General features: G+C 57.4%; 13 protein-coding genes and 1 tRNA gene. 7 read left to right on the top strand and 7 right to left on the bottom strand.

The window, feature by feature from the left end:
- Positions 1–2: 2 nt before the first annotated feature.
- From V8J81_RS03075 to rfbF, 3 genes are read right to left on the bottom strand one after another with little or no spacing between them, the layout of a single operon-like run.
- The gene (locus V8J81_RS03075) at positions 3–548 is read right to left on the bottom strand and encodes a dTDP-4-dehydrorhamnose 3,5-epimerase family protein (protein WP_368474282.1); all 546 of its coding nucleotides are present in this window, start codon (positions 546–548) and stop codon (positions 3–5) included.
- Positions 545–1,612, bottom strand: coding sequence for a CDP-glucose 4,6-dehydratase (gene rfbG / locus V8J81_RS03070; protein ID WP_368474281.1), 1,068 nt, complete (start codon positions 1,610–1,612; stop codon positions 545–547). Before rfbG ends, V8J81_RS03075 begins: the two co-directional genes overlap by 4 nt.
- Entirely contained in the window at positions 1,594–2,361 is a 768-nt protein-coding gene (gene rfbF, locus V8J81_RS03065; protein WP_368474280.1) for a glucose-1-phosphate cytidylyltransferase, read from the bottom strand. The genes rfbG and rfbF overlap by 19 nt, the downstream gene beginning before the upstream one ends.
- 180 nt (positions 2,362–2,541) lie before the next feature.
- Here rfbF and V8J81_RS03060 point away from each other — a divergent pair, with 180 nt between their 5' ends.
- The 5 genes from V8J81_RS03060 (at position 2,542) to V8J81_RS03040 (ending at position 8,336) form a co-directional block, all read left to right on the top strand.
- On the top strand, positions 2,542–4,143 hold the full coding sequence (locus V8J81_RS03060; RefSeq protein ID WP_368474279.1) for a hypothetical protein: 1,602 nt from the start codon (positions 2,542–2,544) through the stop codon (positions 4,141–4,143).
- Between the two features lie 97 nt (positions 4,144–4,240).
- On the top strand, positions 4,241–5,176 hold the full coding sequence (locus V8J81_RS03055; protein ID WP_368474278.1) for a lysylphosphatidylglycerol synthase transmembrane domain-containing protein: 936 nt from the start codon (positions 4,241–4,243) through the stop codon (positions 5,174–5,176).
- A 103-nt stretch (positions 5,177–5,279) separates the two neighbouring features.
- On the top strand, positions 5,280–6,236 hold the full coding sequence (locus V8J81_RS03050) for a glycosyltransferase family 2 protein (RefSeq protein WP_368474277.1): 957 nt from the start codon (positions 5,280–5,282) through the stop codon (positions 6,234–6,236).
- Positions 6,229–7,605, top strand: a complete 1,377-nt coding sequence (locus V8J81_RS03045; protein WP_368474276.1) for an FAD-binding oxidoreductase — start codon at positions 6,229–6,231, stop codon at positions 7,603–7,605. Before V8J81_RS03050 ends, V8J81_RS03045 begins: the two co-directional genes overlap by 8 nt.
- On the top strand, positions 7,602–8,336 hold the full coding sequence (locus V8J81_RS03040) for an SDR family NAD(P)-dependent oxidoreductase (RefSeq protein ID WP_368474275.1): 735 nt from the start codon (positions 7,602–7,604) through the stop codon (positions 8,334–8,336). The genes V8J81_RS03045 and V8J81_RS03040 overlap by 4 nt, the downstream gene beginning before the upstream one ends.
- 186 nt (positions 8,337–8,522) lie before the next feature.
- Here V8J81_RS03040 and V8J81_RS03035 read toward each other — a convergent pair.
- The 4 genes from V8J81_RS03035 to V8J81_RS03020 all read right to left on the bottom strand — a co-directional run bounded on the left by V8J81_RS03035 (position 8,523) and on the right by V8J81_RS03020 (position 10,634).
- Positions 8,523–8,609: transfer RNA gene (locus tag V8J81_RS03035), tRNA-Leu, on the bottom strand.
- A gap of 218 nt (positions 8,610–8,827) precedes the next feature.
- The gene (locus V8J81_RS03030; protein WP_368477589.1) at positions 8,828–9,364 is read right to left on the bottom strand and encodes an adenine phosphoribosyltransferase; all 537 of its coding nucleotides are present in this window, start codon (positions 9,362–9,364) and stop codon (positions 8,828–8,830) included.
- A 15-nt stretch (positions 9,365–9,379) separates the two neighbouring features.
- Positions 9,380–10,075 (bottom strand): DUF2927 domain-containing protein, encoded by a 696-nt coding sequence (locus V8J81_RS03025; RefSeq protein WP_368474274.1) that lies wholly within the window; start codon positions 10,073–10,075, stop codon positions 9,380–9,382.
- An 82-nt stretch (positions 10,076–10,157) separates the two neighbouring features.
- On the bottom strand, positions 10,158–10,634 hold the full coding sequence (locus tag V8J81_RS03020) for a GNAT family N-acetyltransferase (RefSeq protein WP_368474273.1): 477 nt from the start codon (positions 10,632–10,634) through the stop codon (positions 10,158–10,160).
- 72 nt (positions 10,635–10,706) lie between these two features.
- Between V8J81_RS03020 and V8J81_RS03015 the strand changes: the two genes are divergently transcribed.
- Entirely contained in the window at positions 10,707–11,312 is a 606-nt protein-coding gene (locus tag V8J81_RS03015; protein WP_368474272.1) for a flavin reductase family protein, read from the top strand.
- A complete protein-coding gene (locus tag V8J81_RS03010) occupies positions 11,309–11,956 on the top strand; it encodes a CatB-related O-acetyltransferase (RefSeq protein WP_368474271.1) in 648 nt (215 codons plus the stop codon). The genes V8J81_RS03015 and V8J81_RS03010 overlap by 4 nt, the downstream gene beginning before the upstream one ends.
- Positions 11,957–11,983 lie beyond the last annotated feature (27 nt).

Below are 11,983 nucleotides of genomic sequence, written 5' to 3'. Positions count from 1 at the left end.
CGTCATTGGATCGGTTCACAATCGGCCAAAAGTGGAAGTGCTTGATCGCGGTCCGACAGTTGGACGACCGGAAGCGGCCATTGGTGTCGGAGCGCGGTATCTTGCGGATGAACGCCGCCTTCGTATTCGGGCGCATAAACGTGAGAGTGGCTGTAATGCAGCTCTACGTCATCGCAAAGAGTCTGAAAGCCGTGCGCGCACCCGGTTGGTATATAGACGGCGTTCTTGGCGTCCGCATCAAGATCGACGGTACAGCACTGGCCGAACGTGGATGACCCTGCCCTCAGATCGACAAGAACATCGTGGGCGCGGCCACGTATCGCGCGGACCATCTTGACCTCTGCGGCGGGCGGGCGCTGGAAATGAAGGCCCCGGACGGTCCCCTTCGCCTGAGTGTAGGAAATGTTCGCCTGTACCCATCGTGTATTGAGGCGGTGGGCTGCGAAGGTGTCTTCGCAATACACGCGACCAAAATAACCGCGCCGATCGCCTAGCCGATCCAGTCTAACCTCAAAGGCACCTTCGATCGACAGGGGGAGGATTTTCATGGTGAACCAAACGCCTCGATCTGGGCCAAGCTGGTCGTCTTTGCATCTGCCCCGTCCGCCACGTCGCGGTACCAACGCATCGTCAGTTCGACTGCCTCCTCAAAGCCTGTGCGAGGGTGGTATCCAATTGTCCCACGGGCCTTTTCAATGCTCAGGCTGAGGGATTGCGCCTCGTGGCGTTGGGTCGGGTCGGAGGTGTCCGTCCAAGTCCCGGGCCAATGCACCGAGGCTGCCTCAACGAGGTCGTGGACGGGCCGAACATCCCGAGCCTCGGGACCGAAATTAAAGCTGCTTTGATAGGCCGGGGCACCACTTTCATAAAGGTATTGCGCCAGACGAAGGTAGCCAGCGAGCGGTTCCAAGACATGTTGCCAGGGTCGCGTCGCCTTAGGGTTTCGAACCTCCAACGCACGACCTTCTTCGAGCGCTCTGACCAAATCCGGAACGATGCGATCACTGGCCCAGTCCCCGCCTCCTATGACGTTACCCGCCCGGGCCGAGGCCATACGTAACGATCCGTCTTCCGTCAGAAATGACCTGCGCCATGAGGCCACCGCAATCTCCATGGCTGCCTTGCTGGCACTATAGGGATCATGTCCCCCCAACGGATCTACCTCGCGGTACGGGTAGCACCACTCCCGGTTCTCATACACTTTGTCAGTTGTAATCATCACCAGCGCGCACAGGCCGGAAAGATGACGGGCAGCTTCCATTACATGGCACGATCCCATCACGTTCGTCTGCCAAGTTGCCAACGGATCTTCATAGGACTGCAACACAAGGGGTTGGGCCGCGAGATGGAGGATGATGTCGGGCGAAACTGATCGAACGCGCTTATCAACAGCGTCTTGATCGCGGATATCAATGAGAGCGTGGTCCAGGTTATCGGCAAGTCCGAATTGCTCGAAAAGAGCTGGCTCCGTATCGGGGGCGAGAGCGAGGCCAAAAACCTCGGCACCCACACTGCTGAGCCACAGCGACAACCAACTGCCCTTGAACCCGGTGTGGCCGGTGACCAGAACACGTTTTCCGCGCCAAAACGCGGTCATGTCCAGGTCTTCCACGGCGCCTTTCCTTCAGACCAAAGCTGCTCCAGCTGGCGCTTGTCTCTCAACGTATCCATCGCGGCCCAGAAACCTTTATGGGTCCAAACCGCCAACTGCTTTTCTTCCGCGAGGCGTTCCAGCGGAGCTTCTTCCAGAACCGTTTGATCATCTTCGATGTAATCGAAGATGCCCATCTCGCACACGAAGTACCCTCCGTTGATCCAACGACCATCTCCATCGGGCTTTTCTGTGAAACGCTGCACGCGAGCATCCGCGATCTCAAGCGCGCCGAAGCGGCCTGCCGGTTGAATGGCCGTCACGGTCGCCGTCGCACCAGAGGCCTTATGCTGCGCGATGGCTGCGGTGACATCGACGTCGCTCACGCCGTCGCCGTAGGTCAAGCAAAAGGGCCCATCGAGGTATTCGCGGACCCTTTTCAGGCGACCGCCCGTTTGCGTGTCATGGCCGGTGTCGACGAGGGTAACACGCCATGGCTCAGCATAACGCTCGTGCACCTCCATTTGATTGTTCGCCAGATCGAAGGTGACGTTAGAACGATGCAAGAAGTAATTCGCGAAGTACTCCTTGATTACGTAACCCTTGTAGCCGCAACAAATGATGAAGTCTGTAATACCGTGCTGGCCGTAGATTTTCATGATGTGCCAGAGCATCGGAAGGCCACCGATTTCAATCATCGGCTTCGGTTTCAGATGGGATTCTTCGCTGATCCGCGTTCCCAAACCTCCCGCTAAGATCACAGCTTTCACATTGACTCCTTCAGATCGCGGTTGGCCCAAAATCATCAAGCAGCATGGCCCGCTGGCGTTGGTGTATCGTGGTCCGCTAGTGGAGGCAATCGCCCAACACTTCGAAAAAATGGAGTTAGTAGACAGGCCCTAACGGAGCCTTTAGCTAGGCTGCGACCACGCGGGAATCGAGGACGAAACATGCACGTCAAAGTGTACGGCAGGGCTTGGGGCGCGGTGGTCGTTCTCATGTGCGTGTTGGTGGTTTTGTTCCAATCCGCTCGGGTCGGCATATACGATGAAGCGGTTGTACTAATGTCGGCCTTGCAGGTTCAGAACGGGATGTTCCCGGGGACTGACTTCTTTAGCGTTTACGGCCCGTTACAGCCCTTCGTCGCTGCCGGATTATTATCCGTATTCGATGGCAACCTTTTCGCCCTAAGGATGTACTACGCCGCGACTGTTTGCATTACCCTCCTGTGCCTTGGCGCCGCCTTGATACGGCCGGGTTCCGCGACGTCGTATGCTGTATCCGTGTTTTTCCTACTTTTGGGGGCCTACGCTTTTTCTGAGCTCTCTTTCCCCCTTTACCCTTCCTACTTGTTGGCCCTTTTCGGAGCTGCGTTCGTTTTTGTGGTAGCCCGGTTTCAAAACGCAAACACCGCGCAAGTCGTTGCTGGCCTGACAATTTTCATAAGCTTGTTGGTTCTTCTGTCTCCGATGCGTGGCTTTGTGATTGTTCTAATGCTTTTCTTCGCAATGCCGTTTCACTTGCAGAACACCGGCGAGCTGTCTCTGTCCAACGCTGCGCGGGCATCAAGCCGATTGATCTTGGCGTGCCTTTTGTCAGGCGCTTTGCTTCTCGCGTATGAAGCTGCCACTGGTGGATCGCTACGGGCGACGGTCGACTTCCTGATATCGGAGCAGATTCCTGTCTACGCAACGCACCGGAATTTACCGATCCCAACGTTTTCCCAAAATCAAGATCTGCTGGTCCCCTTTTACGTGCCTGCGTTCGCCTCGGTACTTGGAGCTATCGTATACCTGTCTGGTTTGGTGCGACCGGATCGAACATCGGCGGCTTTCCAGACGCGCCTGCTGTGGCTTCTTTTCTTCTGTGCAGCGCTCTACCCTTCGGGTTTTGTGCGCACGGACGAGCCACATCTGCTCCCAGCAAATATATTTGCCTGGGCCGCGCTTCTTCTGATGCTGACGCCGATCCTTGAACGCGCAAAGTGGCGGATGTTGCCGTTGTCCATCTGTCTGCTTTCTGCACTTTTGTGGACCAACTACGCTTTCAACCGCCTTGGCGATCACAACACTCTCGCGACAGAATGCTCACCACAAGACATCGGTCAGAGCCCGATGAGCTGCCTGCGCGTCGGCCGCGCCGACTTTTGGCGCGACAGACAAGCACATATGGCAGACCTCGATGGTTTTTTGGCCCCTGACGAGCGGCTCTTTGTAGCAACTGATCGACACGACCGTATCTTTGCGGCAGATTTGACATTCTACTTCATGCTCAATCGTTTGCCATTGACCCGTTGGGGCCATCTGGAGCCCGGAATTCAAACGACGCGCGAGGTTCAAACCGAAATAATCGCCGAGTTGGGAGAGTACATTTCTACCAACGGTCGCGCCGTTGTTCTGATCCAACCGGCCTTTGAAAACGATGAGAACAACCAGAGTTCGATCTCCAGCGGTGTCACAATTTTGGACGAGTATCTCGCGACGTGCGAGCCCACGATGACCTTGGGCAATCTTGATGTGCGAAGCTGCATTGAACCGGCGCAAACTCCATGAGTAGACGCGCTGGTTCTCACGGGTTTCCCGCGGCGTGTATTCAGGCCGTTTTTTACCGTTTGGCTCTGATATGAGCTTTCGCAATGCATCCAAGACCATGCTTCGAATTGGTCTCTCGCTCGTTGTGCTGACATTGGTCATCGTCCTCGTCGATATCGATGTCGCCGAGGTTTGGGCCCTTTTCGTTAATGCCAATCCCGTCATGGCCGCATTGTCTATCGCACTTATGTTGGCGCAATTGCTTCTGACAGCGATCCGGTGGAGCCTCGTTAATGACGCCCTGAACATCCAATTGCATCGATCTGTGTGCCTTCGACTGATGTGTGTTGGTCAGTTCTTCAACCAATGCCTCCCAACCTCGGTCGGCGGGGACGCGATCAAAATCGGCGTTTTGGTTCGCGGGCACGGATTGCCGTTCAAGACGGCGACACTCAGTGTCGTCATGGATCGTTTGGTAGGCGTGTCGGTCCTACTTTGCCTCGCAGTGTTTGGATGGCTATTCTTCATCACGATACGGCCCGACGCAGTCGCGGGCAGCGTGTGGCTGACCGGTATTCTTGTTGCAGCCGTCATCGTTTGCGCAAGCATTGTGCTGTTTCTTTTTCCGTGGATCGCTCGGTCCGACGCGCGATGGACAAATTGGCCGGCCCTACAGGCCACCGCAGTGACATCAAACAGTCTGGCGCTGAACTGGCCCACCACAGTCTACATTGTCGTGTCGAGTGCCACGGTACAGGGTCTCATCGCCCTGAGCATCTTTCTGGCGTCCTCTGCGCTGAACATTCACCTTCCGCCTATTGCCGTAATCCTGATTCCGATGATCTTGTTCGTCTCAATTCTGCCCTTCTCGTTTGCCGGGTGGGGATTGAGGGAAGGCGCGATGGTAACGGGTCTTGCCCTCGTCGGAGTTGCGGGGCATGAGGCGATCGCGATCTCCGTTTTCCATGGGTTGACGCAATTGATCATCGGCCTTCCTGGCGCATGGATCACCGTGACACGGACTCAAATCTGGCCGCAGGCTGATGGGTCGTGACCGTGGAGTGCTTTGCACGCTCTTCATGGTCTAGTACAACACACTTACGTCTTTCGCAGTTGTGCATCGTGCGGACGGCAGCAGTTGAGATATGAGGGCTAAGTTGTCGACCCCAACCCGCAACACCGAGGGTAAGCCACGGCTTTCCATCCTGTGCCCCGTCTATAACGAGGAAAACGTTGTCCCCTTGTTTTGGGGTCGCATCGCACCTGTCATCAAAGATCTGTCCGCGCAGTTCGAGGTGCATCTGGTCTTTCTGGACAATTGTTCGACCGACGCGACGTACGATGTCATTCAGGCACTTCGTGCAGATCACGACAACATTTTCCTACTGCGACTAAGCGCAAATGTTGGGTATCAAAAGTCCCTGCAATGCGGTCTCGTCACCATTGAAAGCGACGTCTACGCGTTCATCGACGTGGATTGCGAAGATCCACCGGAAATGCTGAAAGACTTCGTCGAGCAGTACAATGAAGGGTATGACATCGTCTACGGGATCCGAAAAAGCCGTCCTGAAAGTGAGCTTTTGCTTTTCATGCGGCGCGGTTTTTATCGGGTGGTGCGGGCGCTGGCAGACGAAGACTCTATCCTCCTGATGGCAGAGTTTTCGTTGTTTTGCCGTGAGGTTCGGGACGCCATCATCAACGAAACGAACTCTTTTCCGTTCATTCGCTCGAACATCGCGCGGGTAGGCTTCCGTAGAAAGGGAGTCGAATATACGCGTCATCACCGAATAGCCGGTGAAACCAACTACAACTTCTCAGGGATGATGGTGTTTGCGATCGCAGGCATCTTGACAACCACCACGCTTCCCCTGCGGCTACCGATCTACACGTTTCCGTTTTGGCTTGTGCTTTTGTTTGCTTGCGGAGCCGCAGGGATCGTAACCGGCAGCGCTTGGTGGTTTCTGTGTGCCTTCATGCTCTTTAGCGCCTATGTCGGGTTCTGCTTGATGTTCATCGCCCTCTATCTCGCCCGAAGCTACAAAAACACGCTCGGGCGACCGAATGCGACGATCCATCAACGGTTGAGCGTTCTGCCCGAAGCGCGACATGGCTGAGACCAAGGACAGACCAGAGCCGCCAAGCATCGGTTCTTTTCGAGCCGCCCGAGAAACGCTGAAAAGCTTCGATGGGGGCGAAAGCGCGGACGTTCACCTGTATGCACCGGACCGCATTCGGTTCTTTGACGACACCAAAGCTGCCACACCACGGATCGCCCGTGGTGCCGGTCTGTCCTATTGCGCTGCATCATTCCTAAGTGGCGGCAACACGATCTCGCATGGCGCCTTCAATCGGGTTTTGGATTTCGACAGTGAAACCGGAGAGGTCGAGGTCGAAGCCGGGATCGATCTTGGCACATTGTACCGTTTCTTGGCGCCGCGCGGTCGGCATTTACCCTGCCATCCGGGCTATGGGGCGATAACGGTCGGCGGCTGTGTTGCTGCGGATGTGCATGGTAAGAACCACGTGCGAGATGGCACATTCGTGCGGCAGGTTGTTGGGCTTTCCTTGTTCCACCCATCACACGGCCTGCTCGACTTGGCGCGCGACAAACTGCCGGATTTGTTTGAGCTGACCTGTGGTGGTTTTGGATTGACCGGTCACATCATGACCGTACGGCTTCGTACAGAGCCTCTTAATGCTGATATGGTCGAACGGTCGAGCAAAGAGTGTGAGACCTTTTTCCAAACCATTGAACAACTTGAACATGTTCAAAAGACGAGTGATTTCGCTTACAGCTGGCACGACATGTCCCGCCCGGGGGACGGCTTTGGCGCCGGGATTGTGCACTGGGGGCGCATTGTGCCGAACGACAAGGGGGGTGATGGCAAGCCGATTGGGCGCGAAAATCGATCCAGCATAGTGTCGCGGTGGCCAGTACGAGGGTTGGTGGGGTATCGAACGACCGCACTTCTTGCCAAGATCTATCGGGCAAAGACGCGTCGCGCCGACGACAGCCCCCTTATCCCCCATTATGATGCGGTTTTCCCAATCCACGGCTCGGAACGGTACTTCGCACTTTTCGGAATGCGTGGTTTTCACGAAGCCCAGTGGCTCTTCCCGAAGGAAAATCTGGACGCCGTAATTGCCCATCTTGAAGGGGCGGTGCGCAATAATCGTTTAGCGATCGCATTGGCGTCCGCAAAGGTTTTCGATGACGATGTTTCACTGCTTCGCTACTCGGGCAAGGGGATCAGCTTGGCCATCAATCTGCCGCGCAGCCCCAATTCCAGCAGGGCGCTCGCGGATCTTGACCGACTTATGCTCACGATAGGAGGACGCCCCAATCTGATCAAAGACGGACGCCTTTCGGCAAAAGTTGTTGAAGACAGTTGTCCGGACATCGGGGTTTTCCGACAACGTCTGAAAGACTTTGACCCGGATCGCGTCTTTCGATCTGAGCTTTCAGAAAGACTTGCTCTGTGACCGCGATTGTTATTGGAGCATCTGCAGGCTTGGGTCGTGCCCTAAGCGAAGCGCTTGCCAAAAGGGGAAGCGACCTGATCTTGTTTGCGAGTGACCTCAGGGATTTGAACTCGCTCGGCGCGCATCTGCAACTTAACTACGGGGTGTCGGTGCGAACCGTCAGCGCCGACGCAACGAACATCGAAGCCATGCAGAACGCTCTGCGCGACGCTTTGCACTCAGGTGCCCCCCCGACGGAGTTGTACCTGCCTATTGGATTGTCCAAGTCCGATGATGAAATCCTCACAGACACAGATACAACCGAAGTGATCTGGTCAGTGAACTACAAATGCGTTGTAGCAACTATCCAAACAGTCCTTCCTTTGTTGTCCGATGGCCGGGATGCTCGCATCGTCGGCTTTGGGTCGATTGCGACAATCCGCGGACGCAGCCGAAATGTGGCATACGCAGCCGCGAAACGAGCCCTCAGCAGTTACTTCGAAAGCCTGAGGCATGATTTGAGCGCTCAGCCAGTCGCGGTTCAATTCTACCAGATGGGATATATTCGCACGCAACAACTGCACGGACACAAGTCTATCTTGCCGGCAATCGAACCGGAGCATGCGGCAGCACGCATACTCGACCACGCATCTCAGGACTTTGGAACGCGTTTTCTGCCAGGTTATTGGGCTGTGATCGCCCCGGTCTTGCGTCATCTTCCCTGGATGATTTTTCGACGTCTGAAATTCTGAAAAAAGCGGTATCGGCATCAAGCGGATTACAGCGGCGCTTCGATTCTTCCCGAGCTTTCCTAACCTCCGATGCTTTTCGCGCCGGATCGCGGTGAACGCCTATGGTCGAATTGCAGAAACTTGAACTCCCAAAAAGTCCATACTCTCCAAGGCTTTGATAGCGCACTGAGGGAATATCTTGAGAAATGGTGCGGGCGGTGGGACTCGAACCCACACGGCACAAAGGCCCACGGATTTTAAGTCCGATATGTCTACCAATTCCATCACGCCCGCTTCGGACAAAGGCGTATCCGGGCGCGGCGGAAATGACAATCCGGTGGGAAGCCCTGCAAGTGCTGCACGTCCCGGATTGGGGTCGGAACGTGCAGCGTCTGGGTACGACAAGCAGAGAAGTCCACAAACAACACTGTGGATGTCGAAAGGGATAAAAGCCCTTGGTTAATGCAGGGTTAACGCCGCAGTCACCTTACCAAAAAAGTGCACGGCTACGGCTACAGCCCCTCATAGGCGCAGATCGCGTGAACGGGCACGCCCATCTGCTCCAACCGTTTGCGACCGCCCAGATCGGGCAGATCGACCACGAAGGCGCATCCCAAAACCTCGGCCCCCAGTCGCTCGATCAGTTTGATCCCGGCCTCCGCCGTGCCGCCAGTGGCCAGAAGGTCGTCCACGATCAGGACCTTGTCCCCTGCCGAGACGGCATCATCGTGGATCTCGACCACCGCCTCGCCATATTCCAGCTGGTAGGCCTGTTCGATCGTGGCGGCGGGCAGCTTACCCTTCTTGCGGACCGGCACGAAGCCCTTGGAAAGCTGATGCGCCACGGCACCACCCAGAATGAACCCGCGTGCCTCTAGCCCAGCGACCGCGTCGATATGCTGGCCCACGAAGGGGGACAAAAGCTGATCCACCGCCAACCGGAACCCGCGCGGGTCCTGGAACAGCGTCGTCACATCGCGGAACAGAATGCCCTCATGGGGAAAATCGGGGATCGTGCGGATGTAATCCCGCACCTGCTTGTCAGCGATCATGTTCTCAGCCTTTCATTCGGACCCCCGCACCGGAACGCCCGGGCGCGGGTAATGGCGTCTGAGGGCCGCTGCATCCTGACCCTGCAAGCGGGTCATGGAATTGCCGTTCTCAGCAAAAATGGAGCGTTCATAGGCGGGTGAGGCGATGTCGGTGACAAGGCCAAGCGATTGCACGAGTTCCTCAAGAATGACGGAGGCAATCTCACGCCGCCGAATATCGTGACTGATCGCGATGGAGGCGGCAACGATGTCTTCGCCGCGGGAACGGATGGCGACGCGCCCGATGGCAATAGAGGAACCGTCCAACTCGCTGAGCCCGGTGCCTTCAATCACGCCGCCTTGCGGGGCATCAACGAGGAAGATCGGGATGTCCATATCGCCCTCGTAAACCCGCTCCAGAAACAGATGCGCACCTGCGCCGTTGATCTCGTCAATCGCTGCATCAATCGCTGCATCGACCAAATCATACCGGTAATCGGCAAAGCTCTCGCCCGTCGCAGCAATCCCCACGCGCAGCGCCAAGCGGCGATCTTCCGGCCAGTAGATGAACGGCTTCGCGCAGTCCCCGCCCGGCGCGGCGCCACAGGCCACAAGCCGGTAGAACGCATCATCTGAGATGATGTCAGGAACGGCGATGAATTCCTGCGCGTGCACGGGGCGTGGACCAATCACAACGGTCAGCAGAATGAGGGTCACAACACGCCACATGACGCCTGTGATGGCGCGGGCCGCGCCTTGGATCAAGCGGGCGGTTCACAAAGCGTGCAACCTGTTGCGCGCGCGCAAAAGTCTAGCCGCCCCACCGTGTGACCTGACCCGTGATACGGTCCCAATCACCGCGGCCCAGAACACGGTCGGGGTTGGTCGGCAGCGGCATCATCACCCCATCCAACTTGGCAAATCCGAACCGTGCGTAAAACGGCGCATCCCCCACCAGCATCGTGCGCCGCCAATGATCGGTCGCAGCCGCCGCGAGCCCTTCGCGGATCAACAACGCACCCAAGCCTTCGCCTTGCCGCGTGGGGTGGACCGCGATGGGCCCTAGTAAAAGCGCCTCAAACCGGCCCACGCGCACGGGCCAGAATCGGATCGCACCGGCCACGATATCCAGATCATCACGCGCGACACGGCAAAGGTTGGCGACCGGCGGCACGCCGTCACGCAGACGGTAAGACGACAAAGCCTCACGCCCCGGCGCAAAGCAGGTGTCGTAAAGCGCCTCTACCTCAGCGCTATCATCGGCACTTTCCTGAATAATCCGATACATCTGCCCATCGCCGCCTCTGGTCAGCGGCGTAGCACGGGGCTAGGTCTTTGCCAAACCAAGAGGAATACACGCATGTACTACCGCCCTGCCGATGGTCACGGCCTGCCGCATAATCCGTTCAATGCCGTTGTCTCTCCCCGCCCGATTGGCTGGATTTCAACGCGCGGATCAGACGGCTCGGAAAACCTTGCGCCCTATTCGTTCTTCAACGCAGTCGCTTACGTGCCGCCACAGGTGATGTTCGCCTCAACCTCCGCCAAGGAGGATCGCGGCGATACAAAGGACAGCGTCGCCAATATCCGGGACACGGGCGTGTTCTGCGTGAATATCGTGGAATATGCCGCGCGCGACGTGATGAACCAGACCTCCGGCATGTGGCCGAAGGAGACGGACGAATTCACGGATGCCGGGATCGAACGCGCCGATTGCGCAGAGATCGCCTGTTCCCGCGTGGCCAATGCGCCAGCCAGCCTGGAATGCCGCGTGACACAAATCCTGAAACTGGAAGGGGAGGCCAACTTCGCGGTCTTCGGCGAAGTTGTGGGGGTCCATTTGCGCGACGATTGCCTGGTGGACGGCATATTCGATGTGACTACCTACAACCCGCTCACGCGCCTAGGTTACAAGGATTACTCTGTAATTCGCGAAAAGTTCTCGCTGGCGCGTCCGGGCGAATGACCCCGCTTCCGGACCCACAGGATGTGCACCCCGTACGGCTGGACGACGGCACCCCGCTGACCGGCACCGTGCAACTGGGTGCGCTGGACCTGCCGGACAATCTGCGTATCGGCCCCTACACCTATGCGAGTACGTTCAGCGCGCTCGATCAGCCCACAGATATCCTGACCGCGCTTCTACCCTACCATTTCCCGTTCAGCGCAGGCCTCGTCGAAATCGGCCCGTTTTGTCAGATCGCCGATGGCGCGCGTATCATCACGGCGGGCGCAAACCACGAAACCAAAGGTGTTTCGAGTTTTCCGTTTCCGATTTTCGATGCTGAGGCTCGTGTCGGTTATCAACCCGACACGCGCGATACGCGGATCGGGGCCGATGTCTGGATCGGAACTCGCGCCATGATCCTGCCGGGTGCGCAGATTGGGCCGGGCACCATCATCGGGGCCGGGGCCGTTGTTGGCGGGACCGTGCCACCCTATTCGCTTGTTACTGGCAACCGGGCGACAATCCGACCCCGCTTCACCCCGGATGAGACCACGGCCCTGGTTGATCTGGCCTGGTGGAATTGGCCAGCCGCTCGCATCGCCACCCATTGGAAAACGATCTCCGAGGGCACCCCAGCGGAGCTTCTGGCGCTTGGTGACTAGCACCCGCGTCCGCTGCGACGTGAGGCG

This window comes from Gymnodinialimonas sp. 202GB13-11, assembly GCF_040932485.1.
In the GTDB taxonomy this organism is placed as follows: Bacteria; Pseudomonadota; Alphaproteobacteria; order Rhodobacterales; family Rhodobacteraceae; genus Gymnodinialimonas; species Gymnodinialimonas hymeniacidonis.
The sequence above is the reverse complement of the archived record's forward strand: the minus strand, read 5'-3'. Positions and strand labels throughout refer to the sequence as shown.